The following is a 26,666-nucleotide window of genomic DNA, read 5'->3' as shown; positions in this document are numbered from 1 at the left end:
TCTCCAAGAAGGATTATACAACAAAACCTAACTCCTTACTAGGCGAAGTCCAGAATTTCTGTAAATGAATGAATGGAACCGATTTTGATGGGCTTTAACCAACCGAAGGAAGCTTCTTCTTGCTGGAACGCCATATAACAATCACTCGACTCAGACAGTCCTGCAAATAAATCAAGATCGAGCATATGTGATCCTTTACACCAGACGTGGACACAGTATGGTTCAAACTTCATGTGAATCGTACCCTTTAAAGGATGCTCTAGCAATAGTTTGTGAAGATCCTGTTCATTATGCAAGAACAAGCGACTGAGTTTTCTTTCAAGACTTTGCTTGATGAAATCTTCATCGATTTTCTCGCAAACATACGTCATTTCATTATGATCCTGATTACCTTGCAAATTATCTTTTCCCAGTATTTCCTGTAACATTTTTTCCCGGCCTAAAACGAAAGGTTGGTATGCTTTTTTAATGTGAAAAATTTTATATGTTCGCATATATTAAACCCCCACTTTTATGGCTCTGTTCTTTAATTTGTTATTAATAATCGAGAACCTGCTCCCTCTCCACGAATTAGCTAACTAGCTCGCTCGAATCTATCTGCAAAGGTTATGCACTCCCTATTACTATGAACAATATAACTTTTATCAGAGCCCTTTTTATAAAGTATAAAGGGTGACCTTCGCTAAAGTTGTCGAACTGCGATTCCGCAACGTCACTTTTATTGACGAAAAAAAACAAGTAGTGGCGAATGCTCACTACTTGCTTTTATATTATTATTTATTCAATAAAGATTTTACACGAGCAACTACGTTTTCTTTAGAGAAACCATATTCCTTCATGACAATTTCTCCTGGTGCACTTGCTCCAAAACGATCGATACCCAACACGCTGCCCTCGTCGCCTGTGTAACGGTCCCAGCCGAATGAAACACCCATTTCAATTGCCAAACGTTTTTTAACCGTTTGTGGCAAGACGCTATTCTTATAATCAGCATCTTGTTGCTCAAAACGATCCCAAGACGGCATTGAAATAACAGCTACATCAATTCCTTCTTCAGCTAACTGTTGTTGTGCATCCACAGCAAGGGAAACTTCAGAACCTGTTGCTAATAGCAAAGCATCTGCTTGTTCTTTGTTAGCTGGTGATACAACGTATGCGCCTTTTGCTACACCTTCCGCTGCAAGAGAAGCAGAGTTTTCAAGTACCGGTAAGTTTTGTCTTGATAAGATCAATGCAGTCGGCACTGATTTCGAAGAGACAGCTAATTTCCATGCCTCTGCAGATTCGTTGGCATCTGCCGGACGAATAACGGACAAGTTTGGCATAGCACGTAATGATGCCAATTGTTCCACTGGCTCATGCGTTGGACCATCTTCACCAACTGCAATACTGTCATGTGTAAATACATACGTAACAGGAAGTCCCATTAACGCTGATAAACGCACAGCTGGTCGGACATAGTCGCTGAATACGAAGAATGTACCACCAAATACGTGTAAACCACCATGCAAGGCCATACCGTTTAAGGCAGCACCCATAGCAAATTCACGCACACCGAACCAGATGTTACGGCCTTCATATGAATCGCTTGAGAAATCTCCCGCTCCCTTGATCGTCGTTTTATTAGAACCGGCTAAATCCGCACTTCCTCCGAAGAATGATGGAACAGTTTTAGCGATTGCATTTAAAACTTCACCTGAAGATGAACGTGTTGCATGAGAAGTACCAACTTCATAAACCGGAATCTCTGAATCGTAGTTTTCTGGCAGTTTCCCTTGAATTGCAAGCTCTAATTGTTCTGCTAGCTCTGGATATTCCGCTTTATAAGAAGCAAATTGCTCATTCCAAGCCGCTTCGTTTACACCGCCAAGTTTCTCTGCCGCTTCTTTAAAAGCAGCATAAACTTCGTCAGGTACATGGAAGTCTTGTTCGAATGTCCACTTGTAGCTTTCTTTTGTTAACAATGCCTCATCTTTTCCTAGTGGCGCGCCGTGTACGTCTGATTTACCAGATTTATTCGGAGAACCAAAACCAATAACCGTTTTCACCTCAATAAGTGTAGGTTGTCCTTTGTGGTTTTTAGCTGATTCAATGGCATTTGTAAGTTCTTCAAGTGAATTACCATCGGCTACATGTATATAGTTCCAACCGTAAGACTCAAAGCGTTTTTGGATTTTTTCAGAGAAAGATTTATTTAAATCTCCATCCAACGAGATGTCATTACTATCGTAAAGTACAATCAGTTTATCCAATTGCAAGTGTCCTGCAAGAGAAATTGCTTCTGCTGCAACACCTTCCATTAAATCCCCATCACCACATAACGCATAAGTAAAATGATCTACGACTTCATGGTTCGGCTTGTTGTAAACTGCAGCCAAATGGCGCTCTGCCATTGCCATACCGACTGACATCGCAATACCTTGTCCAAGTGGACCTGTCGTTGCTTCAACTCCGGCAGTATGGCCGAACTCAGGATGTCCTGGTGTTTTAGAATTCCATTGACGGAAGTTTTTAATTTCTTCCATTGGTAAATCATAACCACCTAAGTGCAATAAACTATAAAGCAACATGGAACCATGTCCTGCTGAAAGAACAAAGCGGTCACGGTTGAACCAATTAGGATTTTTTGGATTATGACGTAAATGTTTTGTCCAAAGAGTATACGCCATAGGTGCTGCACCCATAGGTAAACCTGGATGACCTGAATTTGATTTTTCAATCGCATCGATTGATAACGTGCGGATGGTAGTGATGGCTAACTGATCTACGTGTTGAGACATGATTGACACCCTTTCTGATACAAAAGTTTTCTTCACACTTTAGTTTAGTCAACTTTTGATAAACTGACAATGGTTAGCAAATGATGATTTAATTCAGAAATTTCTTTTCTTTTAATGCTTTTACTTTATCTGGTGTAACATCATTGCCTTCAGGGTCCACAACTTTAACATTTTCAATGGTACTTCTCATGGAAGAACGAAACGTTTCCAGGTATTCTTTGCGTAAAGAAGTTTGTTCTTTGGCTTCTTCTATAGTAAGACCTACAGACTTTGATTTTTTGGATAACTCATTGATTCGTGAAATTTTATCTGGAGATAACATTCAAAACACACCTTTCTTCTAATAACCTTATTAAAAGGTATGCAAAAAAGACTTGGAGCGCAAGTATTTAGCCTCCAAGTCTTTCTTTATACTCAATATATCGTCTATGAACTGTGGCTTTGCTCACAGGAAAACCGAAACCTCTTAGTGTAGATGCGATTTCTTCATATGTCAGACCATTTGTACGTAATTTCACAATTTCTTCAATTGGAATATCTTTTCTTTCTCTTCCTTCTGGATTCCCTTGATCTTTGAGGTTCTTTTCAGGCTTGAAACCATGCTCCACTGCCCTTCTCATTCCTCTACGAATTTTAGCGTTATGCAATTTTCGTTGATATTCTTCTACCATCGCTAAAATTTCCAACATCATAGTATCCATCTCATTTAAGCGGATAAAACCACCATCGTTTAAAGAAATAACTTCGACCTCTAATTTTTTTAACATATGTAAGATCGCCATTCGGGAATTCCCTCGACCTAAGCGTGTCTCATCTTGAATAAAAACAGTGGAGATTGAATGCATTTTAACATAATCCATTAAATCAAGTAATCCTTCTCGCTCAACGGAATATCCACTATGCTGATCAATAAATACGGCTTTTACAAAATATTTTTGTTCATGAGCAAACTGACGTAACTCTTCTTCTTGTCGGGCTAGCGAAGTTTCCTGTGCCTCTTTCTCCGTACTGACACGACAATATATAACTGCTGAATGAGAATTGCCCATCATTCTGTGTCTCCTGCAAATTCGACACCATGATCTGGAGCATATTGCTGCAGAGAGTTTGGAATGATTAGAGAATCACCGGAATGAATCATTTGCGTATTCAGATTGTTTACTGCCATCACTTCTGATATCCAGTCCTGTTTTGGCGTATTGCCTCGATACTTTTCAGACAATGTCCAGAGAGTATCACCATCTTTTATATAGATTTCATTGTATGATTCTTCATGGCTCACATTAAAATGCACAAAAAATAAGGTACAACAGAATGTAACACCTATTAATAATGAAATAAATTGATTATCTTTAATCCAATTCATGTAAATTCCTCCTCGAACCGAATGTTTGTTCGGAATATATGCTCCTACTATAAACCGAACACTTGTTTCTTGTCAACAATAACTAGAACCTATGTTTGCATTTTTGGAGTTGGATTGTTATACTAATTTTAGATGAATGAGACAACCATTTAAGTGAAGAGGTGAACTAGTTGAAAAAAGTATCGAAACGACAAGAAGATATATTAGCTTTTATTAAAGATGAAGTTCGAAAAAAAGGATATCCACCTTCCGTACGTGAAATAGGAGAAGCAGTTGGACTTGCTTCAAGTTCGACAGTTCATGGTCACTTAGCTAGATTGGAAAGCAAAGGTTTAATACGACGCGACCCTACGAAACCACGTGCTATAGAAATTTTAGAACTTGATAATGTTACAGAATTGAGACCGAACGTAGTGAATGTTCCTTTGGTTGGTAAGGTGACAGCAGGTTTACCGATTACTGCCATCGAAAATATCGAAGAGTTTTTCCCTCTTCCTGAAACTTTCGGTACTTCTGAAGACAATCTGTTCATGCTCGAAATTATGGGCGATAGTATGATAGAAGCTGGTATTTTAAATGGTGACTATGTTGTGGTTAAGCAACAGCAGACTGCCAATAATGGAGATATCGTCGTTGCCATGACAGAAGATGATGAAGCAACGGTTAAACGGTTCTTTAAAGAACAATCATATTTCCGTTTGCAACCTGAAAACTCATCAATGGAGCCAATAATTGTTGAACAAGTTTCAATACTTGGTAAAGTTGTGGGTGTTTATCGTCAGATCCATTAAATACTTAATAAAAGGCTGACCCAAAATCTATTAAATAGACTTTGGATTAGCCTTTTATTTAAGTTTATTATTATTATGTTGCTCTTAGATGAACTATACCAAAAATAATATTGATGATAATTATAAAGTATGCTATACTATTTTTGAGCCGATATCACGCCGACTGACATTTTCATCTTCAGTCGGCCTTTTTGTGTTCATTTTCCCGTAGAAACATTTCTTATAGTGGTAGACCTTTTACTTTAATCCTTTATCTTTCAAATATTGTGTATTACGTCTGGCTTTAAACCGTACATCATTGTTTTTCCACCAGGCCCACATAGATGCTGCGAAAGTAATGAGAATTGTAATCTCTTCACTATTAATAGGTAACGGACTATTCCCATTTAATACTAAATACTGATTTAGCCAAGCTAATAAAAGAATTGCGGTCCGAATAATCATCATTTTATCAAACGGAGCTTGATTCTTTGTTTCACTCACTGATAAACCTCCTTATTATTTTGGTGTTAGCTCATCATATGACAAAAACTTGAGAGCTAGTATTAATTCCTTCATACTTTAAACATTTTTTCGAGTTTTTCTTACGTTTAACTAAATAAATTTGTAAAAAGACGAAAAACGCCCCATATTCATGTTGGCGTTTTTCGTCTTTTATCACAGAATAACTAATTATATTGACGCTTTGTCTGCTTTTTTAATTTGTTTACTTCTTAACTGCCCGCAAGCTGCATCAATGTCAGCACCTTGTTCATGTCTTACTCCACAGTTAATTCCTTTTTTCTTTAGTGCATCATAAAACGCACTGATTGCTTCAGGCGTACTTTGCTGATATTGACCATGCTCATCAACCGGGTTATATGGAATCAAATTGACGTATGACAGGTGACGCTTGTTTTCAAGCAACTTGGCTAGTTTCACCGCTTCTTCCACGTGATCATTAACATCACGAAGAAGAATGTACTCAAACGTAATGCGTCGGTTCGTTTTTTCCAAGTAATAATCGATTGCATCCATCAGCTTTTCAATTGGATACGCTTTATTAATTTTCATAATTCGTGTACGTAATTCATTTGTCGGCGCATGAATGGAAATGGCTAAGTTGACTTGCAGACCTTCGTCAGCATAGTCATAAATTTTCGGAACAATTCCACTTGTTGAAACTGTGATGTGACGCGCTCCGATTGCAAGTCCTTTTTGAGAGTTTACAACACTTAAGAAACTCATTAAATTCGTATAGTTATCAAACGGTTCGCCGATTCCCATTACAACAATATGGCTTACTCGTTCTTCTTTTTTCACTTCATCCAGATGCTGTTGGACTTTCATGATTTGCTCGACGATTTCTCCAGAAGTTAAATCACGGCTCTTTTTAAGTAAACCACTTGCACAAAAACTACAACCGATGTTACAGCCAACTTGAGTAGTTACACAAACGGACAAACCATATTTAAATCGCATCAAGACAGTTTCAATCAAGTTTCCATCTTTCATTTTGAACAAGAACTTGATGGTTCCGTCTGCCGATTCCTGTTTAACGCTCTGTTCCAAAGTGTAAAGAACGAAGTTGTCTTCCAAAAGTTGAATACATTCTTTACTAATGTTTGCCATTTGCGAAAATTCAGTAATACGTTTTATATATAACCAATCCCAAATTTGTTCAGCTCGGTATTTTTTTTGTCCGTTATCTATAAGCCATGCTGTCAGCTGTTCTAATGTCAATCCAAAAATAGATGTTTTCATTTGATACCCTCTTTTCATAAAACAAAATCAGTACTCATTCTACTAGAAACAAGAGAACATAACAACTGATTGAATTTTCAATGATAATTTCTTTCATTATGAACTTAAATATCATCTTTATTCTAAGGTGACTCAGACTGTAGTCATATTGCTGTCAGTTAAAGAAAAAATAGATTTCCATGAACAAGACCCCACTTAAAATAAGTAGGGTCTTGTCATTGTTTTATTTACTTTGCTCATTAATCCACCAGTCGATATGATTTAGATCGAATATAAGGATAGTACTTATAGGACTGATGTGAGGTAACTCTTTTCGCGCCATTAGATCGATTAAATTTTCTTCAGTCATTGGATAGTTGACTGAATCGAAATAAGCCATCAAACTTTTGACACCTTGTACCTTTCGCATTTAATCACCTCCCACTAAACCTTCCTTTTCAACAAAAGAAAGCTTAGTGATAGTTACTAAATGAAATGATTATATTATTTTATACCCATACTCTGTACATTTAATCCTAATTTCAATGCAATAGTTCCAAAAAATTTATTATTTTTATCATTTCTTCACTTTTCATTTGTATATATCGATTTCTGGCCATTGAGTACTATTCTTTGTTACATGTTTAATCGAATCATGCCATTCAAGTTAAAAGAATAAAACCTTCTATACAGAGCAAATTAGAATCTAGGAGGTGAAAATCCATGAGCAAAAACAACAAAAAAACATTGAACGAAAGAACGCATAACCCCTTTGGAACATATAAAACCCCCAACAATCAGAAAGAAGAATTTGCTGTTACAGAATTTGATTCCCACCCTAAAAATATTGTTAACAACAAAAACAAGAATCAACAAACTAACAAGAAAAATAAATAATCTGGTTTAAATGCGAGAACTATATGGGTTTTCGACCTAGTTTGTGTTGTATCCCAAATATTCAAAATTAATGCAGGTCTTTCATAAACTTTTTCAAAAAAACGTTGGAAGTCTCAAAGACTCCAACGTTTTTTCTTAGTACATTTTCAAATATTGTTCGCGTTCCCATGGGTGCACAGTCGTGCGGAACATATCCCATTCGATTTCTTTTGAATCCACGAAGTTAGCATATATATGCTCACCTAGAGCTTCACGAATCGTACTATTTTTTTCAAGTTCTTCTAAAGCCAGGTGTAAATTAGCTGGTAGATCCTCTACTCCGTTAGCAAGGCGTTCTTCTTTATTCATTACATAAATGTTGCGATCAACTGCTTTTGGTGGAGTAAGTTTGTTTTTGACTCCATCAAGACCAGCTTTTAAAATTACTGCCATTGCTAAGTAAGGGTTAGCAGCTGGATCCACTGAACGCACTTCTACGCGTGTACTTATTCCGCGTGAAGATGGGATTCGGATTAGCGGGCTACGATTTTGCGCAGACCAAGCAACGTAACATGGAGCTTCGTATCCAGGTACTAATCGTTTGTACGAATTTACTGTCGGATTAGTAATCGCTGTAAATCCTTGTACGTGTTTCAGAATACCTGCCATGAATTGATAAGCTGTTTCACTTAACTTCAAGTCACCAGTCTCGTCAAAGAATGCATTCTCTTTTCCTTTGAATAAAGAAACGTTCATATGCATCCCTGAACCATTCACACCAAACAATGGTTTTGGCATGAACGTCGCATGCAATCCGTGTTTACGGGCAATTGTCTTAACAACTAATTTAAACGTTTGAATATTATCACATGCAGTTACAGCATCTGCATATTTGAAGTCAATTTCATGTTGTCCTGGGGCTACTTCGTGATGGGAAGCTTCGATTTCAAAGCCCATTTCTTCTAATTCTAGAACGATATCACGTCGGCAGTTCTCCCCTAAATCCATTGGTGCCAAGTCAAAATAGCCACCAGCGTCATTTAGTTCAAGCGTAGGCTCACCACGTTCATCCAATTTAAATAAGAAAAATTCTGGTTCTGGCCCTAAATTGAAATCTGTAAAACCTAACTCTTCCATTTCTTTTAATACACGTTTTAAGTTACTGCGTGGATCTCCTGGGAATGGTGACCCATCGGCTTTATTTACGTCACAGATTAATCTTGCAACTTTCCCTTTACCCGTAATCCATGGGAAGACTACCCATGTGTTCAAATCAGGTACTAAATACATATCTGACTCTTCAATACGAACGAATCCTTCGATTGAAGAACCATCAAACATCATTTTATTGTCGAGAGCTTTTTCAAGCTGGCTTACAGGTATCTCAACATTTTTAATCGTCCCAAGAATATCAGTAAATTGTAAACGGATAAAATTAACCTCTTGCTCTTTAACAAACTTATGAATGTCGTCTTTTGTGTACTTGCTCACTTCTTGTCACTCTCCTAAAAATTTTATATTCTTACTCGCTCAATGATAAAAACGAGATAAATCCCCTTGTCTTAATGAAGCTTTCTGAAATCTACCTGCCTGTTGCATTTCAATACGCAAGATGTTTCGAAGTTCTGCATCTGTCAATTGCGCTTTCGGTTCTTGAACGATTGGCTGGTTTTTCATTTCAAATAATTTCTTAATTCCCGCCATATTGATTCCTTGCTCAAGAAAATCTTTAATCTCAAGTAAAGTGTCGACATCAATCAATGAAAACATTCGTCGATTTCCTTCGGTACGTGCAGGGTGTATCAAATCATGATCTTCATAATAGCGAATTTGTCGTGCAGTTAATTCTGTGAGCTGCATGACTATGCTAATAGGTAGTAATGGCATTGACCTTCTTAATTGCTGACTCACAAAAGTCACCTCCGCTTTCACAAGTCTTATCATAATATATGTAAGGTTTCCTGTCAAGTTCATGTCATATTATCTAACATGAAAAAATTCCTCCACATAAAGGAGGAATGAATTCATTTGTCAACTTGTCCTGTTTGCAATTGTTGCACAGCTGAAAGAATGGCGAATTTCACGTGCTCATACGTTAACCCGCCTTGAATAAACGCTGTATATGGAGGTCTGATGGGACCGTCTGCTGTTAATTCAATACTGGATCCTTGAATAAATGTACCTGCCGCCATAATGACATCATCCTCGTATCCCGGCATATATGCAGGCTCGGGTGCGAAATGAGCATTAATTGGAGAATTAGCTTGAATAGCTCTGCAAAAACGAATCATTTGTTCAGCTGTTTTAAAAGATACGGATTGGATGAGGTCCGTGCGTTTTTCCAAATAATGAGGAGACGTATCCATTCCAACATTTTCAAGCATTGCTGAAGTGAAGATTGCCCCTTTAACCGCTTGCGCAACAACATGTGGTGCCAAGAAAAACCCTTGATACATATCTGCCAATGTATTTAAAGATGCCCCAGCCTCTCCTCCTATACCCGGAGAAGTCATACGATAAGCGCACATATCCACATATTTTTTCCTCCCTGCTATATATCCCCCGATTTTAGCAAGCCCACCACCTGGATTTTTAATAAGAGATCCGGCCATTAAATCGACTCCAACATTGGTCGGTTCAAGTTCCTCTACAAATTCACCGTAACAGTTATCGACAAAAATAATGGCTTCAGGTTTTAAAGTCCGAATTTTTTTTGTCATCACTTCAATTTGTTCGATCGTAAATGACGGTCGGTTTGCGTACCCCTTTGAACGTTGAATGGCTATGACTTTTGTTTTTTCAGAGATGGCTTGTTCTACTTCTGACCAATTGATTTGTCCATCATATTGTAAATCGACATGTTGATAGGAAATATTAAAGTCTTTTAAAGAACCCGTATCCTGCTCGCCACCGTCTACAATGGATTGCAAAGTATCATAAGGCTTACCAGTTATATAAAGAAGTTCATCACCTGGGCGAAGGACTCCAAATAGACTTATTGTAATTGCGTGTGTACCGGAGATAATTTGCGCTCTCACAAGTGCTGCCTCACTCCCGAATACTTCAGCATACACTCTTTCTAAATTGTCTCTTCCCTCATCGTCATATCCATAGCCCGTTGAAGGATGTAAATGAAAATCGCTAACATGGTTGTTACGGAATGCAGTGATTACTTTTTCCTGATTTAAAAAAGCGATTTGATTCGCAGCTTCATGTTGAGAGGAAATAATTAGTTCAATTTGTTTGGCTTTATCTAATAAATTTGATGTCAATGTTGTCTGAAATGTCATGGTTTACGCCTCAATTCTTCTATTTTCCTTTTTCATCTTATCAGCCCCACTAGTATCGTCAACTATTTATATAGGGAACCAACTGAAAGCTATTGTAATTGACTGAAAATCTGCTACAATTTAATCCGTTCTATTGATTTATGGAGGAATGTAAAGTGGCGTGGGATGTATTAAGTATAATTGGAACAATTGCGTTTGCGGTTTCTGGAGCAATTGTTGCGATGGAAGAAGAATATGATTTATTTGGAGTGTATTTACTTGGAATTGTTACCGCATTTGGTGGTGGAGCAATTCGAAATTTACTTATAGGTGTTCCGGTATCTGCACTTTGGGAACAGGAAATGATGTTCCAAATTGCACTAATTGCGATTACCGCAGTCTTTTTATTTCCACAAAATTTATTGAAACATTGGAATCGTTGGGGAAACTTCTTCGATGCTATCGGCTTGTCCGCCTTTGCCATTCAAGGTGCTTTATTCGCTGTTCAACTCGAATTGCCGATTAGCGCAACAGTAGTTGCAGCTGTTCTGACAGGTTCAGGTGGAGGGATCGTACGTGATGTCTTGGCCAAACGAAAACCTTTGGTCTTACGAAATGAAATTTATGCAGTATGGGCTGCGGTTACTGGATTAGTTATCGGAGTTGGATTAGTCGTTAGCGACATATCACTTTATATATTGTTCTTGATTACGACGACCTTACGAGTTGTTTCCTATATGAAGAAATGGCGACTGCCATTCCGGACTTTGCAACAATCTGAAAAAAACAGCTTAACTCAATAATGAGTTAAGCTGTTTTTTTATTGTTGAACTTCGCCTTTCCAATCTAACATTCCGCCAGAAAGGTTAGTTACATCGAAACCTTGAGATTCTAATAACTGACATGCTTGTCCACTGCGACCACCAGAGCGACAGATCATAACATATTCTTTACTTTTATCTAATTCTTGATGTTTAAATTCAACTAATCCTAATGGCAAATGCTGTGCACCAGGAATCATCCCATTTGCAACTTCATCCGCTTCTCGTACATCGATCATGTGAACTGTTTCACCAGCGTCAAGTTTTGCTTGCAATTCTTCAGGTTGAATCGTTTTCATGTTTATTCCTCCAATCAAATAAATACAATCATCATATTATACCCTTATAGGTATACAGTCAAATAATTGATTATACTTCTTCAGTAGAAATAGAAATTGCTTTCGCTGGTACAAAAGTAGAAATCGCGTGTTTATAAATTAATTGCTGTTTTCCGTCCGACTCCAACAACACAGTGAAATTATCATAAGATTTTATAAGGCCTTTTAATTGAAAACCGTTTAGTAAAAAGACAGTCACGAACATATTGTTTTTTCGACATTGATTTAAAAAAGTATCTTGCATATTAATTGATTTCATCGTTTGGTTCCTCCAATATCAACTCAAGAGTGGGTAATTAATTATCTCACTGATAGTATTCGCTTTTAAAGAGTGGATTCCTGCTTAATATTATTTATTATTGGAAGAATTTCCGACATGGAAGTCTTTGGCCCAATCCACTCCACGGGTAATTTATTACGGAAATAAGTTAGTTGCCTCTTAGCATACCTACGTGAATTCTGTTTGATTTGCTCAATCGCTTCTTCCAATGAAATTTCATCCCTGAAATATGAGAATATCTCTTTATAGCCGATGGCTTGTACTGACTGAGTTTCTCTTATGTTTCCATCCCACAAAAGCTTTGCCTCTTGAACCAAACCTTGGGCAATCATACTGTCAACTCGCAGATTAATACGTTCATACAGCACTTCCCGGTCGACATCAAGTCCCAAAATCACATGGACATACATTGCTTCATGCCCATTATTATGCGGTTCGGCAGATTTTGTTGTATCCGTATGTTCTGCAATTTCCAACGCCCTCACTACTCTGCGGGTGTTATTAGGATGTATTATTGCGGCACTTTTAGGATCAATTTGCTTAAGCTTCTCATGCATGGCAACAGGTCCCAGTGCCGCTAATTGCTCATAATATTTGTTTCGGGTCGTCTCATCAACCCGCTCCTCAGTGAATTGAAAGTCATATAAAACTGATTGAACATAAAGTCCGGTACCGCCCACAAGAATAGGCAACTTACCTTTTGCTCTAATTTCATCAATTTTCGAACGCACCAATTTCTGATATTCGGCAACCGAAAAAGTTTCATCCGGTTGTTTTATATCCAACAAATGATGTGGGATTCCTTCCATTTCGGCAGAAGTAATTTTGGCAGTTCCAATATCTAATCCTTTATAAACTTGCATGGAATCACCGTTAATTATTTCACCATTCAACATCTTTGCAAGCTTTATTGATAAAGCTGTCTTACCGGACGCAGTTGGTCCAACTATGGATAACACTTCTAATTCTTTCATTTCTTCTCCATCCAATTAATAATGAGTTCAAATGTTTCTTCTCTATTAATTTCATTTAGTAATTCATGTCTTTTACCTTCTACTAGAACAACCGTAATATCAGTGAGTCCTGCTTTCTTAAGTTTTTCAGCAACTCCCCATAGTTGTTTTCCGTTTTGACTTACGGGATCTAACGTCCCGGAAACCATTAAAATCGGGAGGTATTTAGGGATTTTAGCTATTTCTTTTGAGTCATGTATCTTATCTAATCCTGTTATTAAATCGACAAATAATTGATTACTAGCTACAAATCCACAATAAGGATCATTCAAATACTTTTGAACTTCGGCAGAATCTGAAGATAACCAATCAAATTCCGTTTTTGCATCAGTAAATGCTTTATTGAATTTGCCAAATGTCATCTTATTCAGTAAAGGGTTCTCAAGTTGAGTTCCTTTTACTCGCGCAAATCCAGAAGCAATTAATTTTCCTATTTTCCCTGAAAAACCAGCTGGTCCCCCAGTTCCTGATAAAACAATTTTAGAAACGGAATGCCCATATTTTTGAATATAGCGTCTGCCAATGAATGAGCCCATACTATGAGCAAAAAGAATCGGACTATCACAGCTTAAATCTGTTCTCACATCTTGTAAAACTTCACGAACATCTTCTGTCACACGTTCAAAACCGTCCATTTCCGCAAAGAAACCCTGTTGATTATTTTTTTGTCCTGTAAAACCATGCCCACGATGGTCATGTCCTGACACAACATATCCTTTGTTAACCAAAAATTGAGCAAATTCTTCATACCGTCCGATATGCTCTGCCATGCCGTGTAATATGTGGATATGACCAATCGGAGTATTTTGGGGTTTATAGACTACGGTATACACTTCATGACCATCAGACATCTTTACATAATGGATACTTTTCGTCATTATGCATTCTCCTCTCGGAATGATGTGGCTGCATTCAATTGATTTTCTAGGTCAAAACGATAATAATCCAATTGTTCATCTGTATAGCCGAGTTGTGCTTTCATCATTTGACACACTTGTTCTTTATAAGAATAAACTTCGCCAATGTTGAAGTACACATCTCCTGTTCGGCGAACAAAGAAATCCGCTGGTGTACAAGTCATTTCAAAATTTATACCATACGCAAGTCTCGCCGCCAAAGGCAGTGGCAAGCCATAGACATTTCCTTGGAGAACACTCGCATAGGCAAATAATTGATCGACATTAGTTCCATAAAAAGCTGAAAGTTGACGTGCATCGTCATATGTCAATCCATATCGTTGACCTTCCAAAGCTTTCATTTCCACAAAGGATGCAAACCGTGTTGACCCTCCCATATCTCCCCCTGATAATGGAAGGTTTTTGGTTCTAGAGGTACCATAAGGTAATTTGGAAATTGCAATGACACGGTCGACAACCATTTCCGCCATTTTGCGATAGCCCGTTAGTTTGCCGCCTGCAATCGTTATCAAACCAGTTGCCGATTCCCAAATCTCATCTTTGCGGGAAATTTCCGATGGATCTTTTCCTTCTTCAAAAATGAGCGGCCTAATACCAGCCCATGTTGACTCTACTTGTTGAGGTGACAACTGTATGCTAGGAAACATTGACGTTATGGACTCAAGAAGATACTTGACATCTTCACTAGTCGCCAATGGGTTTTTGGGATCACTATCATAAAAAGTATCTGTAGTACCGACATACGTTTTACCGTTGCGAGGTATTGCAAAAACCATGCGTCCATCATGTGTATCGAAATAAACTGCCTGTTTTAACGGGAAATCCTCTTGATCTATCACAACATGTATCCCTTTTGTCATACGAAGCTGTTTGCCATTTTCAATTGAATCCTTAGCACGGACTTGATCTACCCAAGGTCCAGTTGCATTGACTACCTTAGTCGCATGAATCGTTGCCAATTCCCCTGAAAGTTGATCAACTACATCAACACCTACAATTCGATCCTGTTCATATATAAATGATTCGGCTTTTACATAGTTTACGCAAACGGCCCCTTTTTCAGCCGCTTTTTTAATGACTTCAATTGTCAGACGCGCATCGTCAGTACGGTATTCCACATAGTAACCGGCTCCCCGGAGCCCTTTTGTTTTCAACAGTGGTTCTTTTTTCGACGCTTCTTCTGAAGACAGCATTTTACGGCGTTCATCTCTTTTGACTCCGGCTAAAAAATCATACACGCGAAGTCCAGCTGAAGTTGAAATCGGCCCAAATGTTCCACCTTTATGAAAAGGCAATAACATCCACTCGGGTTCAGTTACATGCACAGCATTTTCATAAACAATTTCACGTTCTTTCCCCACTTCTGCCACCATTTGCACTTCCAATTGCTTCAGATAGCGAAGTCCACCGTGAACAAGTTTGGTTGACCGACTGGACGTACCTGCAGCAAAATCTTGCATTTCAACTAAAGCGACTGATAAACCGCGTGTTACAGCATCTAATGCAATCCCAGCGCCTGTAATGCCCCCTCCGATGACGAGTAAATCGAATTGAAAGGAATTTAATGTTTTCATTAATTTTGGACGTCCAATTGCTGATAGCATAAGTATCACTCCTTATTTGAACAGACGAGTTGCTTCCACTGCTTTTTGCCAACCACTGTATAGCTCTTGTCGTTTTGTTTCTTCCATTTTAGGTGTAAAAGTTTTTTTACTACTGCGCATTTTTTCGATTTCATTTAAATCTGACCAAAAGCCAGTAGCTAAGCCTGCCAAGTAAGCCGCACCAAGAGCCGTTGATTCATTTAATTTTGCCAATTCAACTTCAAGCTGAAGCAAGTCACTTTGGAACTGCATCAAAAATTCATTATTAACGGCTCCTCCGTCTACTCGCAAGATTTCCACTTTCATGTCTGCATCCTGTTCCATAGCATCTAGAACATCTTTTGTCTGATAGGCTAGAGATTCAAGTGTAGCACGAATAAAATGCTCTTTTGATGTTCCTCGCGTTAGACCGAAAATTGCTCCTCGAGCATCTGAATCCCAGTATGGTGTCCCAAGTCCGACAAACGCGGGCACAACGTATACCCCGTCTGTTGAATCTACTTTCTTAGCATATGATTCACTATCAGTAGCATTTTTCACCATTCGAAGACCGTCACGTAGCCATTGAATGGCAGAACCTGCGACAAACACACTACCTTCCAAAGCATACGTTACGTGACCACCCAATCCCCATGCAATGGTTGTTAACAAACCGTTTTCAGATGTAACAGCGGTATCACCTGTATTCAGCAACATAAAGCATCCTGTACCGTAAGTGTTTTTCGCCATGCCTTTATCAAAGCAACATTGTCCAAAAAGTGCCGCCTGTTGATCTCCAGCTGCTCCGGCTATAGGCACTGCAGCTCCATAGAAAACTGAAGGATCTGTTTTTGTATACACTTCAGAAGAGGATGCCACTTTAGGAAGCATCGTTAATGGAATGTTTAACTTTTCACAAATTTCTTCATCCCATTTCAAATCATGGATATTAAATAGTAGGGTCCTTGATGCATTTGAGTAATCGGTCACATGCACTTTCTCACCAGACAACTTCCAAATCAACCAGGAGTCTATTGTTCCAAATAATAAATCTCCCTGCTTGGCTAAATCTTCAGCACCTTCTACATTTTCCAATATCCATTTAACTTTTGTTCCTGAGAAATAAGGATCTAAGCGAAGTCCGGTTTTTTCCTGAAACCACTTTTCCAAGTCTTCTTCTTTTAGTTCATCTACGATTTTTTGAGTTTGTCTGGACTGCCAAACAATGGCATTGTAAATCGGACGACCAGTCTTTTTATTCCACACCACTGTCGTTTCGCGTTGATTGGTAATTCCGATCCCATCAATCTCAGTCGGTTGAATACCACTTTCAGTCAGTACAGCGGCAATTACCGATAAAACTGAACCCCAAATTTCATTTGCGTTATGTTCAACCCAGCCAGGCTTAGGAAAATATTGTTGAAATTCTTTTTGTGACGTATGTACAATTTCACCCTTTTTATTAAATAAAATCGCTCTCGAACTAGTTGTTCCTTGGTCAATCGCCATTATAAATTCGCCCATACTCAAGTCCCCCCGAAAAATTACTCCTAACTTTACATCGTGTCGATTTTCAAGAAATTATTTCCTCTAATTATACTGTTTTTCCTAAATCAATGTACATGAAACGCCAATTGATCATTTCGATCATAAGAATTTATGCTGCTAAATCGCTAAGTATATTTTCTTCAATCAAGCCCTAAAAATAAAATTCTTACTATTCTGTAGTTGCTTAATTTCAAGTTCTCGCATATAGTTGTTCTAAGGAAACTTTTTTTCGAGCGGGAAATAATTATTTTCATATAAAAATTTCATGTATATAGATATTTATTTATTAGGAGGGGTTAAGAATGACAACAGCTATTGCCGTAAACGATTTATTTGTTTCGTACAACGGAAACGAAGCTTTAAGAAATGTCACTTTTACAGTGGAAGAAGGAAATTTAGTAGGGATTATAGGGCCCAATGGAGCAGGGAAATCTACTTTGTTGAAAGTCTTATTGAATCTCATCAAAAAAGATACGGGTAAAGTTGAGATACTCGGCAAATCGATTAAAGAAATGAAGACCAAAGTTGCTTATGTTCCTCAACGTAGCAATATTGATTGGGATTTTCCGATTACCGTAATGGATACGGTCCTAATCGGCACCTACCCAAACTTGGGGATTTTCAAGCGCCCTAAGAAAGAACATAAAGATTGGGCTTTGGAATGCTTAAAGAAAGTTGGCATGGCTGACTATGGGAATCGCCAAATTGGTGAACTTTCTGGCGGACAGCAGCAAAGAGTATTTTTGGCTCGTGCGTTGGCTCAGAAACCTGAAATGTACTTTCTGGATGAACCATTCGTCGGTGTGGATGTGACAAGTGAAGAAAAAATCATTTCGATTTTAAAAGAACTTCGTGATAGTGGAAAGACTGTCGTTGTTGTCCACCATGACTTGAGCAAAGCCAGTGATTACTTCAATGAATTGATTTTACTTAATAAAGAATTGATTGAGCATGGTATTGTTGAAAAAGTATTCCAACCAGCCGTCTTGAACAAGGCTTATACAAATCAATTCTCTCCAATCCTTGGTACGGAGGTGACATCATGATGAATTTTATTGATGCTTTAATACAATATGAATTTCTACAAAAAGCGTTGCTCACGTCGATGATGGTCGGCATCATTTGTGGGGTCATCGGTTGCTTTATTATTTTACGGGGCATGGCATTAATGGGAGATGCAATTTCTCACGCTGTCCTTCCTGGTGTTGCATTGTCCTACATGCTTGGCATTAACTTCTTTATCGGTGCCGTCTTCACTGGCATTTTGACCGCGATTGGCATTGGTTACATCAGCCAGAACAGCCGAATTAAAAATGACGTATCGATAGGGATTATGTTTACTGCTGCATTTGCATCTGGAATTATTCTTATTACATTTATGAAGAGTAGTACTGATCTGTATCACATTTTATTCGGGAATGTCTTGGCAGTTAGACCGACTGAAATGTGGTCAACACTTGCGATTGGAATTTTTGTGCTCATTAGTATCTTTATCTTTTACAAAGAACTTCTTGTCAGTTCATTTGATCCAACAATGGCTGCAGCATATGGACTTCCAACAAAAGCCATTCATTATTTCTTAATGGCACTTCTGACATTGGTAACAGTTGCTTCTTTGCAAACAGTTGGAATTATTTTGGTGGTGGCTATGCTCATTACACCGGCATCGACTGCGTATTTGTTGACTGATCGCCTATGGGTCATGATTTATCTATCTGCTGGAATTGGCATATTGTCATCCATTCTAGGTTTGTATTTCAGTTACACCTACAATTTAGCGTCAGGTGCAACAATTGTTCTTGCAGCTACCGTTTTATTCATACTTGCATTTTTATTTTCACCAAAGCAAGGTGTGGTATGGAGATCATTAAAGAGTGCACGAAAAAGAGAAATGCATTCTCAATCATAAAAATTATTGGAGGATTTTAAATATGAAAAAAGTAACCTATTTCTTAAGTGCCATGAGTATCGTTTTGCTCTTACTCATTTCTGGCTGTGGAAAAGAAAACAATGCAACGAAAGATAGCAATGATAAGATTCAAGTCATTGCTACGTATTCAATCATTTACGATATCGTTAAAAATGTTGGTGGCGATCGCATCGAAATTCATACATTAGCACCAGTTGGATCTAATCCACATGAGTATGACCCCCTTCCAAAGGACGTTCAATTAACAACGGATGCCGATGCAGTCTTTTATAACGGCCTTAATCTTGAGGGAGGAAACTCATGGTTTGAGAAGCTTCTTCTTACTGCAGGAAAAGCCAAAAAAGATGCCCCTGTTTACCGTTTAAGTGAAGGTGTGGAACCTAAACATCTGACGACTAAAGGAAAAGAATCAGAAGAAGACCCACATGCATGGCTTGACATTCGTAATGGCATAAAATATGCTGAAAACGCTAAAAATGCATTAGTGAAAGTTGATCCAGATCATGCAGATGTATACGAGAAAAACGCGGAAGCATATATTGCTGAATTGACGAAGTTACATGAAGAAGCAGTTGCCCGTTATAATGAAATTCCTAAAGAAAAAAGACTGTTGATTACAAGTGAAGGTGCTTTTAAATATTTCTCTGATGCCTATGGCTTTGAAGCGGCTTATATTTGGGAAATCAATTCAGAAAATCAAGGCTCACCGGATCAAGTAAGTAAAGTCGTTGATTTTATCAGATCTAAAGAAGATCCAGTACTTTTCGTAGAAACAAGTATCGACCCGCGTAGTATGGAAACCGTGTCTGCAGAGACAGGCGTACCGATTTACGGGAAAGTTTTCACAGACTCCATCGGCAAGCCTGGTGAAGATGGCGACACTTATATCAAGATGATGGAATGGAATATTGACACGATTTTCAATGGCTTGACTGAATAATAATGGTTTTACTTCTGCTTTGATTAAACATTTACCTTAGCGATTGATATTTAACATGTTATACTTATAGCTTGCGTGTAGAGATAAGATACGATAATATCTTCCCAAACACGCATGTCTTTTACAGATAATCGAATCGAGAAGGTGAAATCAATGATTGAAATAAAAACATCGACATTAAGTGATGGCGAATTAAATCGTGGCGTTTTTGCTACGCGAGATATTAAAAAAGGTGAATTGATTCATGAAGCACCTGTTCTTCCGTATCCAAATGAAGAACATGAGCATGTTGAAAAGACGTTGCTTGCTGACTACGCATTTGAATATGGGATCAACCATACGGCACTCGTGCTCGGCTATGGGATGCTGTTCAATCATTCATATCAACCAAATGCCGTGTATGACATCAATTTTGATAATCATACGTTTGATTTCTTCGCTTACAAAGATATACAAGCTGGTGAAGAAGTTTTGATTAACTATAATGGTGAAGTCGATAATGAAGATCCTTTGTGGTTTAACGAAGAAAACCCAACAACTGACTAGTTCTAGTCAAGTGTTGGGTTTTTTTATGAGGTTCGATATGACTTCAATGTTGTTTTAATGGATGCAAGCGTGCCGATTGCTGCAGCACTATAGAAAAATCCCATAAATATTCCGGCTGATAGGTTTTCACGGTGGCTGATGAAAATCGAAATAAATAAGCCAATCAATGTTGCACACCCCGGAACATATTTTGGAGGTACGTGAACAAAGAACTTGAGAACGATGACCAATATCATAATTACCGGAATCGCCCAAAGTGCATCCCAAATATTCGTATGTATGATGGGAAACTCAGTCATTAAATAGTCTCCTTCAGTAAAATTCTTTTTCACTAAGCATTTACATGACGGAGACTTTTCAAACATAAATTTTTCAAGCCCAGCTTTCAGACTTAATTAGATTCCAAACAAGATGGATTGTAATTTTCACAAGGATACAGACAGCTTAAGACATCTTTCTGCTAATGTCCCTCTTCTGCAGCTAATGCATCTGCTTTGGTTGAATGAACCGAACCAAACGAATGATTGGGAGGAGCATATATCGAATATAGTTTGAGTGGAGTAATCCTTTACAGTTTTGAAATTATCCTATGCAACTTGTTAAAGGAATGTACTCAGACTCAATTTTTGCTCGATGAATAAACCGTTTTGTTTAACATTAAAAAACGACCGAATATGAAAATTCGGTCGCTGTCTGATTTAAATAATATTTCATATTATTACATAACACGTTTGAACATTTTTTCAATTTCATATGTGGAGAAATGGACAATGACTGGCCGTCCATGCGGGCATGTGAATGGATGCTCTGCTTGTTTCAAATCACCCATCAGTTTAATCATGTCTTCTCTTGTCAAATAGTGATTGGCTTTAATGGACCGTTTGCAACTCATCATAATGGCTGCATCTTCACGTAATTTTTTAATATCCGTTTTTCGGCTGGTCAGCACTTGTTCGACCAGTTCTTTCACAATCTCTTCTTCAAAACCTTTCGGAAACCAGACCGGGTACTCTCGTACAATAAAGGTCGTCGGACCAAACTCTTCTAGAAAAATGCCTACTTCTTCAAGTTCATTTGCATATTCCTTTAATCGCATCGCTTCGTCTGCAGAGTAATGCATCGACAATGGAATGAGCAATGATTGCCTCTCATTGGCCTGTACTTCCCCCACTTTGTCCCGGAAAAATTCATATTTTATCCGTTCCTGTGCCGCATGCTGATCGATTAAATAAAAACCATCCGAGCTCTGGGCAACAATATAGGTTCCATGAATTTGTCCGACGATATCAAGCTCAGGAAAAGGTTCCTTGGTTGATACTGGCTCTAGCTGTTCGATGAATGAATCTGGTGATGACTGCACGGCTTCCATTGGTTCTTTGACCATTAGAGACTCTGGTCTTTTATTAAATGTTTGCATCGGCTGGAATGGAGCAGACGTGGCCTGGGAAGGTCTTGATTTCCACAAATCCATTTGTTCGCTTGGCGCAACAACCTTTTTCGGTTTTTCTGCAATTTCAGGTGCACGCATAACGGTACGAATACTCTTCCGAACCGTCTCTTCGACCAGTTGCTGCAACTCTTTTTCTTTGCTCAATCGAATTTGTTGCTTGGAAGGATGAACGTTAACATCCGTCAAGTAGGGATCTCCTTCAATATGCAGGATGACCAGCGGAAAACGTTCGATTGGTAAAAACGTGTGATACGCATTGACAATCGATTGTTGCACGCTATAATGTTTCACCCAACGTCCATTCACAAACAGAGTCAAATAATTTTTCGATGCACGCGTGATTTCCGGTAATGAAGCATAGCCATGGATTCGGTAATCCGCCGACTCCCCTTCAAAAGGAATCATTTTTTTGGCGATGGCCATGCCGTAAATAGCGGCTACAACTTGTTGGAGATCCCCTCTCCCGTTTGTATGCAGTAGCACTTGTTCCCCGTGAGTTAGTTTAAAAGCAATCGATGGGTAACAAAGTGCAAGACGGTTAAGTAAATCGATGATATGTCCAAGTTCTGTCTGAATCGTTTTCATGTATTTCAAACGAGCCGGTGTATTAAAAAACAACTGAGATACTTTAATATCCGTGCCCTTTCGAAGTGCGCCAGCTTGCTGTTTTTTTAGATGGCCACCTTCTATTTCAACGGTTGTCCCAGTGGATACACCATCAGAAGTCCATAAAGAAACCTTGGATACTGATGAAATACTTGCCAGTGCTTCGCCACGGAAACCGAGTGTCCGAATCCGAAACAAATCATGTTCATTTGAGATTTTACTGGTCGCATGTCTCGAGAATGAAAGGAGTGCATCTTCTTCGTCCATTCCGCTTCCATTATCGGTAATTTGAATGGTTTGCAAGCCCGCCTCTTCCAAATACACATCTATGGAAGTACTTCCGGCATCAATAGCATTTTCAACAAGCTCTTTTACGACGGAAGCAGGCCGTTCCACCACTTCTCCAGCTGCTATCTTATTCGATAAGGGTTCATCCATTAACCGTATTTGTCCCATGGAATCGGCTCCTTTCTAACTCAATTATTTGCCGACTTTTTGTTGCAATTCATATAAGAACTGAAGTGCCTTCATCGGTGTTGTACCGGAAATGTCCAATTCACGAATTGTTGTTAGGACATCCTCTTGCTGAGGTTCTCTAGCTGTTTTCTCCACCTGTTGTTTCGTTTCCTGGAAGAACGTCAATTGTTCATTCACAGAGGACTGTGGTTCTTTATCCTCTAAACCATTCCCTGTTTCAAGCTCCTGCAGAATGTCTCTTGCACGAGCAAGAATCGGTTCTGGCAATTGAGCGAGCTCTGCTACATGAATTCCATAACTCTTATCCGCTGGTCCATTCTTCACTTTGTGCAAAAAGACTACTTTTCCACTTTGTTCAACGGCTGACACATGGACATTCCGCAATTTATCCAATTGAGTTTCTAGATGGGTCAGCTCATGATAATGCGTTGAAAACAATGTGTTTGCTCGAATCTCATTGTGAATGTATTCCATCATTGCTTGAGCTAATGCCATGCCATCGTATGTAGACGTGCCACGACCAATTTCATCGAACAACAAAAGACTGCGTTCAGTAGCACGTGTGATGGCATATGTTGATTCAAGCATTTCGACCATGAATGTACTTTGGCCGGCTGCCAAATCATCCGCTGCTCCAATACGCGTGAATATTTGATCTGTAACGGGCAACTGTGCCTGTTCTGCCGGTACGTAACAACCCATTTGTCCCATAATGACCGTGATGGCAACTTGGCGCATATAAGTACTTTTACCGGACATATTCGGTCCAGTGATTAGTAACATATTCTCTTCAGAAGTCAGAGCACAATCGTTTGGCACATAATGCTGCTTGTTCATCATTTTTTCAACTACGGGATGCCGTCCGTTAACAATTGTTAATTCCAAGCCATCATGAAACGTTGGCTTGGTTAACCGATATTGATCGGAAACTTCGGCAAAACTTGAGAAGACATCCAACTCACTTACTTTTGCTGCCAGTTTTTGCACTTGCGGAATGTATTGTTTCACTTGTTCCCGAATATCGACGAATAGAGAATACTCTAATGCTAAACTTTCTTCTTCGGCTGTTAAGATCAACGATTCTTTTTCTTTCAGTTCATCCGTAATATAGCGTTCCGCATTTGCTAACGTTTGCTTTCTTTCGTACCTTGTCAAATCAGCCAAGTGAATATTGGATTTTGTAATTTCAATAAAGTATCCAAAGATTCGGTTGTAGCCGATTTTCAGTCCTTTGATGCCTGTCCGTTCACGTTCTTTTAACTCTAGAGCGGCAATCCAATCTTTTCCGTTCTTCTTCGCATAGCGGAGCTCATCCAGTCGCTCGTGAAACCCATCGCGGATGATATCTCCTTCTTTTACTGAAAGTGGCGGATGGTCAGCTATTGCTGTTTTTAACAAACTCAATAGCTCCCCACACTCGTCCAATTGATTGGCAGCTTTTATCAACGCAGGTTTGCCACTTTCAATCAATTGGTTTTTAATCATTGGAATCTGAAGGAGAGATTGTCTCAATTGACTTAAGTCACGACCACTTGCTGTACCAAAAGAAATTCGTCCGATTAAACGCTCCAGATCATATACTTCTTTTAAGCTTTCTCTTAAATCAGCACGAGTGAAGTATGCCTCCAGCATTTCTGTCACAATTTCAAGGCGTTCTTCGATTTTCATACGATTCGCCAAAGGCTGGTGCAACCACTGCTTTAATTTCCGTCCACCCATAGCTGTCATTGTTTCATCAAGCAACCAATACAATGAACCTTTTTGATCGCCACCACGAATGGATTGAACCAATTCCAAATTGCGTTTTGAATGAAAATCAATCGTCAAAAGTTCTTCTCGTTCCTGGAATTGGAATGCTTGAATATGTTCAAGCGAACGTTTTTGTGTTCGATGCAGATAGTTTACTAGACGTCTGCATACTGCACGTACTTCAGCTGGATTTTGTTCTGTAAATGATTCATCCACCTGTGTTTCCAGTTGAGTTTCCTCAATGGACAATAAAATGGAATGGACTTCGGCCAGGTCTGAAAGAAGCACAAATAATTGCTCGGGTACAACAAGTTCTCTTATGGATAACGTTTGCAATTCTTGTATTAAATTCTTTTCGGTGCCTGTCAAAATTGCACTTGTGCCCTCGCCTGTCGATAAATCCAAATACGCATACGCGTAGCGATTTTCATCCAGTTCTTCGGCAGAAGCGATAAAATGATTGCTTTTGCCATCCATATTTTTACCTTCAATAATTGTACCCGGAGTAATCAAACGAACCACTTCACGTTTAACAACTCCTTTTGATTGTTTCGGATCTTCAGTTTGTTCACAAATAGCGACTCGATGACCTTTTTGAATCAGAGTTTCTATGTAATTTTGGGCAGCGTGATGTGGCACACCACACATGGGAATTCGTTCTTTACTTCCCCCATCACGGCTCGTCAATGTGATTTCAAGAATTTGGGATGCATTGATAGCATCATCAAAAAACAATTCATAAAAATCGCCTAGTCGAAAAAATAAAAAGGCATCTGTATATTCGGATTTAACCTGTAAATATTGCTGGATCATAGGAGTATAGGTATTCATGTCAAAACCTCTTTCAAATACTAGCGATTCTATCATTATAACTTAACTTTGACAGGGGTTAAACAACCATGATCTTACAATGGCATGAGCATATACATAAGTATTGAACGAATCATCGACACTATGATTGAAGTGTAAGCATTTATAGCTCCCACCAAGCTCTTGGGTTTATATAACAAAAAAAAAGCCGGTTTAGCTGCCCGGCTTAAGAGAATGATGAGGACTCTTTCGCATCACCATATGAAGAAGTAGATGATGAAGATGAACTTTCGTCTTTCATTGACCATTCGTCCTCGTAATCGACTGGTTGCACTTGTATTAAGACTGTTGTTTCGCCGACAACTTCTGCATGCAATTCTCTTTCTACTGTAACTTGGAATTGTTCACCATCCGGTGTAATAATGGCTTCTGTGCAATTTGGTTGTTGAATGACACGTACATGGATATCTTCTACACCATGTGAATCATCTTCACGATAGTGAAGCTTGATGCGTTCTCTGTATGGAACAGTCTCCGAAAATACAGAGGTTTTGGAGTGATCGTGATGTGCATACCATACATTGATGTCATACTTCCCAGTCACTTCAACGAATTTCCCGTGTTTCTTCGCCTGGTGAGTGTGATTGATAACCCAGCACCCTAGAATACTAGAAGGGTTATTTGGTGGACGTAATGTTTCACTAGCTTCAGCTCTTTTTTTACCTTTCGCCACGACTGCTTTGGTTACAATTTGACGGACATGTTTCAAAGCCATCCTCCTTCGTTCGATTCCTTTTCATCATATGCAGGATGTGCCCATTAGGTGATAGGAAAAGTAAAAAGCGGAAAGTTAG

The 26,666-nt window shown here is 38.8% G+C and carries 28 protein-coding genes and 1 pseudogene; 7 read left to right on the top strand and 22 right to left on the bottom strand.

The genetic code is table 11. The features are described 5' to 3' along the window. Nucleotides 1–38 precede the first annotated feature (38 nt). The 5 genes from sirA to yneA all read right to left on the bottom strand — a co-directional run bounded on the left by sirA (nt 39) and on the right by yneA (nt 4,146). A complete protein-coding gene (sirA, locus tag ACQKEV_RS07045) occupies nt 39–494 on the bottom strand; it encodes a sporulation inhibitor of replication protein SirA (RefSeq protein WP_427444751.1) in 456 nt (151 codons plus the stop codon). Between the two features lie 279 nt (nt 495–773). Further along, entirely contained in the window at nt 774–2,780 is a 2,007-nt protein-coding gene (tkt, locus tag ACQKEV_RS07040) for a transketolase (protein WP_427444749.1), read from the bottom strand. Nucleotides 2,781–2,868: 88 nt separating this feature from the next. Continuing rightward, entirely contained in the window at nt 2,869–3,102 is a 234-nt protein-coding gene (locus tag ACQKEV_RS07035) for a DUF896 domain-containing protein (RefSeq protein ID WP_269924832.1), read from the bottom strand. Between the two features lie 67 nt (nt 3,103–3,169). Beyond that, entirely contained in the window at nt 3,170–3,829 is a 660-nt protein-coding gene (locus ACQKEV_RS07030) for a YneB family resolvase-like protein (protein ID WP_427444746.1), read from the bottom strand. Further along, entirely contained in the window at nt 3,829–4,146 is a 318-nt protein-coding gene (gene yneA / locus ACQKEV_RS07025; protein ID WP_427444744.1) for a cell division suppressor protein YneA, read from the bottom strand. The genes ACQKEV_RS07030 and yneA overlap by 1 nt, the downstream gene beginning before the upstream one ends. Before the next feature lie 170 nt (nt 4,147–4,316). Here yneA and lexA point away from each other — a divergent pair, with 170 nt between their 5' ends. Next, nucleotides 4,317–4,937 carry a transcriptional repressor LexA gene (gene lexA, locus ACQKEV_RS07020; RefSeq protein ID WP_427444741.1) on the top strand — a complete coding sequence of 207 codons (621 nt, stop codon included), beginning with the start codon at nt 4,317–4,319 and terminating at the stop codon, nt 4,935–4,937. A 237-nt stretch (nt 4,938–5,174) separates the two neighbouring features. Here lexA and ACQKEV_RS07015 read toward each other — a convergent pair whose 3' ends face one another. From ACQKEV_RS07015 to ACQKEV_RS07005, 3 genes are all read right to left on the bottom strand, one after another. Beyond that, a complete protein-coding gene (locus tag ACQKEV_RS07015; protein ID WP_427444739.1) occupies nt 5,175–5,420 on the bottom strand; it encodes a phage holin in 246 nt (81 codons plus the stop codon). Nucleotides 5,421–5,609: 189 nt separating this feature from the next. Further along, on the bottom strand, nt 5,610–6,680 hold the full coding sequence (gene rlmN / locus ACQKEV_RS07010; protein WP_427444736.1) for a 23S rRNA (adenine(2503)-C(2))-methyltransferase RlmN: 1,071 nt from the start codon (nt 6,678–6,680) through the stop codon (nt 5,610–5,612). 223 nt (nt 6,681–6,903) lie between these two features. Continuing rightward, nucleotides 6,904–7,089 (bottom strand): hypothetical protein, encoded by a 186-nt coding sequence (locus tag ACQKEV_RS07005; RefSeq protein WP_427444733.1) that lies wholly within the window; start codon nt 7,087–7,089, stop codon nt 6,904–6,906. Between the two features lie 293 nt (nt 7,090–7,382). Between ACQKEV_RS07005 and ACQKEV_RS07000 the strand changes: the two genes are divergently transcribed. Continuing rightward, nucleotides 7,383–7,556: a hypothetical protein gene (locus ACQKEV_RS07000; protein ID WP_427444730.1), complete on the top strand. Its 174-nt coding sequence runs from the start codon at nt 7,383–7,385 to the stop codon at nt 7,554–7,556. Nucleotides 7,557–7,691: 135 nt separating this feature from the next. Here the strand turns inward: ACQKEV_RS07000 and glnA are convergent, their stop codons facing one another. The 3 genes from glnA to ACQKEV_RS06985 all read right to left on the bottom strand — a co-directional run bounded on the left by glnA (nt 7,692) and on the right by ACQKEV_RS06985 (nt 10,825). Further along, nucleotides 7,692–9,026: a type I glutamate--ammonia ligase gene (gene glnA / locus ACQKEV_RS06995; protein ID WP_427444728.1), complete on the bottom strand. Its 1,335-nt coding sequence runs from the start codon at nt 9,024–9,026 to the stop codon at nt 7,692–7,694. A gap of 39 nt (nt 9,027–9,065) precedes the next feature. Further along, the gene (locus ACQKEV_RS06990; protein ID WP_427444727.1) at nt 9,066–9,446 is read right to left on the bottom strand and encodes a MerR family transcriptional regulator; all 381 of its coding nucleotides are present in this window, start codon (nt 9,444–9,446) and stop codon (nt 9,066–9,068) included. A gap of 113 nt (nt 9,447–9,559) precedes the next feature. Beyond that, complete coding sequence (locus tag ACQKEV_RS06985) at nt 9,560–10,825, bottom strand: aminotransferase class I/II-fold pyridoxal phosphate-dependent enzyme (protein ID WP_427444724.1); 1,266 nt, start codon at nt 10,823–10,825, stop codon at nt 9,560–9,562. A gap of 155 nt (nt 10,826–10,980) precedes the next feature. Here ACQKEV_RS06985 and ACQKEV_RS06980 point away from each other — a divergent pair, with 155 nt between their 5' ends. Next, on the top strand, nt 10,981–11,607 hold the full coding sequence (locus tag ACQKEV_RS06980; RefSeq protein WP_427444721.1) for a trimeric intracellular cation channel family protein: 627 nt from the start codon (nt 10,981–10,983) through the stop codon (nt 11,605–11,607). Nucleotides 11,608–11,624: 17 nt separating this feature from the next. On the opposite strand, the gene ACQKEV_RS06975 is transcribed toward ACQKEV_RS06980, so the two are convergent. The 6 genes from ACQKEV_RS06975 to glpK all read right to left on the bottom strand — a co-directional run bounded on the left by ACQKEV_RS06975 (nt 11,625) and on the right by glpK (nt 17,280). Beyond that, complete coding sequence (locus ACQKEV_RS06975; protein WP_427444720.1) at nt 11,625–11,924, bottom strand: rhodanese-like domain-containing protein; 300 nt, start codon at nt 11,922–11,924, stop codon at nt 11,625–11,627. 70 nt (nt 11,925–11,994) lie between these two features. After that, the gene (hfq, locus tag ACQKEV_RS06970) at nt 11,995–12,222 is read right to left on the bottom strand and encodes an RNA chaperone Hfq (protein ID WP_427444717.1); all 228 of its coding nucleotides are present in this window, start codon (nt 12,220–12,222) and stop codon (nt 11,995–11,997) included. Between the two features lie 65 nt (nt 12,223–12,287). Continuing rightward, complete coding sequence (miaA, locus tag ACQKEV_RS06965; RefSeq protein WP_427444714.1) at nt 12,288–13,217, bottom strand: tRNA (adenosine(37)-N6)-dimethylallyltransferase MiaA; 930 nt, start codon at nt 13,215–13,217, stop codon at nt 12,288–12,290. Next, nucleotides 13,214–14,134, bottom strand: coding sequence for an alpha/beta fold hydrolase (locus ACQKEV_RS06960; protein WP_427444711.1), 921 nt, complete (start codon nt 14,132–14,134; stop codon nt 13,214–13,216). The genes miaA and ACQKEV_RS06960 overlap by 4 nt, the downstream gene beginning before the upstream one ends. Then, on the bottom strand, nt 14,134–15,777 hold the full coding sequence (locus tag ACQKEV_RS06955; RefSeq protein WP_427444709.1) for a glycerol-3-phosphate dehydrogenase/oxidase: 1,644 nt from the start codon (nt 15,775–15,777) through the stop codon (nt 14,134–14,136). The genes ACQKEV_RS06960 and ACQKEV_RS06955 overlap by 1 nt, the downstream gene beginning before the upstream one ends. 12 nt (nt 15,778–15,789) lie before the next feature. Next, nucleotides 15,790–17,280 carry a glycerol kinase GlpK gene (glpK, locus tag ACQKEV_RS06950; protein WP_427444706.1) on the bottom strand — a complete coding sequence of 497 codons (1,491 nt, stop codon included), beginning with the start codon at nt 17,278–17,280 and terminating at the stop codon, nt 15,790–15,792. Between the two features lie 326 nt (nt 17,281–17,606). Here glpK and ACQKEV_RS06945 point away from each other — a divergent pair, with 326 nt between their 5' ends. The 4 genes from ACQKEV_RS06945 (at nt 17,607) to ACQKEV_RS06930 (ending at nt 20,720) form a co-directional block, all read left to right on the top strand. Further along, complete coding sequence (locus ACQKEV_RS06945) at nt 17,607–18,350, top strand: metal ABC transporter ATP-binding protein (RefSeq protein WP_427444703.1); 744 nt, start codon at nt 17,607–17,609, stop codon at nt 18,348–18,350. Continuing rightward, entirely contained in the window at nt 18,350–19,213 is an 864-nt protein-coding gene (locus ACQKEV_RS06940) for a metal ABC transporter permease (protein WP_427444857.1), read from the top strand. The genes ACQKEV_RS06945 and ACQKEV_RS06940 overlap by 1 nt, the downstream gene beginning before the upstream one ends. Before the next feature lie 22 nt (nt 19,214–19,235). Continuing rightward, nucleotides 19,236–20,174, top strand: a complete 939-nt coding sequence (locus ACQKEV_RS06935) for a metal ABC transporter substrate-binding protein (protein ID WP_427444700.1) — start codon at nt 19,236–19,238, stop codon at nt 20,172–20,174. Nucleotides 20,175–20,327: 153 nt separating this feature from the next. Then, entirely contained in the window at nt 20,328–20,720 is a 393-nt protein-coding gene (locus tag ACQKEV_RS06930) for an SET domain-containing protein (RefSeq protein ID WP_427444698.1), read from the top strand. A 23-nt stretch (nt 20,721–20,743) separates the two neighbouring features. Here ACQKEV_RS06930 and ACQKEV_RS06925 read toward each other — a convergent pair whose 3' ends face one another. The 5 genes and pseudogenes from ACQKEV_RS06925 to cotE all read right to left on the bottom strand — a co-directional run bounded on the left by ACQKEV_RS06925 (nt 20,744) and on the right by cotE (nt 26,581). Further along, on the bottom strand, nt 20,744–21,019 hold the full coding sequence (locus ACQKEV_RS06925) for a hypothetical protein (protein WP_424471001.1): 276 nt from the start codon (nt 21,017–21,019) through the stop codon (nt 20,744–20,746). Between the two features lie 161 nt (nt 21,020–21,180). Then, nucleotides 21,181–21,282, bottom strand: a pseudogene (locus tag ACQKEV_RS06920) (cupin domain-containing protein); the annotation flags it as partial. Between the two features lie 156 nt (nt 21,283–21,438). Further along, nucleotides 21,439–23,232, bottom strand: coding sequence for a DNA mismatch repair endonuclease MutL (gene mutL / locus ACQKEV_RS06915; RefSeq protein ID WP_427444695.1), 1,794 nt, complete (start codon nt 23,230–23,232; stop codon nt 21,439–21,441). 24 nt (nt 23,233–23,256) lie between these two features. Next, nucleotides 23,257–25,833 carry a DNA mismatch repair protein MutS gene (gene mutS, locus ACQKEV_RS06910; RefSeq protein ID WP_427444692.1) on the bottom strand — a complete coding sequence of 859 codons (2,577 nt, stop codon included), beginning with the start codon at nt 25,831–25,833 and terminating at the stop codon, nt 23,257–23,259. Nucleotides 25,834–26,038: 205 nt separating this feature from the next. After that, the gene (cotE, locus tag ACQKEV_RS06905) at nt 26,039–26,581 is read right to left on the bottom strand and encodes an outer spore coat protein CotE (protein ID WP_427444690.1); all 543 of its coding nucleotides are present in this window, start codon (nt 26,579–26,581) and stop codon (nt 26,039–26,041) included. Between the last annotated feature and the right edge of the window lie 85 nt (nt 26,582–26,666).

The organism is Paenisporosarcina sp. NPDC076907, from assembly GCF_050269735.1.
Classification (GTDB): domain Bacteria; phylum Bacillota; class Bacilli; order Bacillales_A; family Planococcaceae; genus Paenisporosarcina.
Note: the sequence above shows the minus strand (reverse complement) of the source record. Positions and strands in the feature narration are given on the sequence as shown.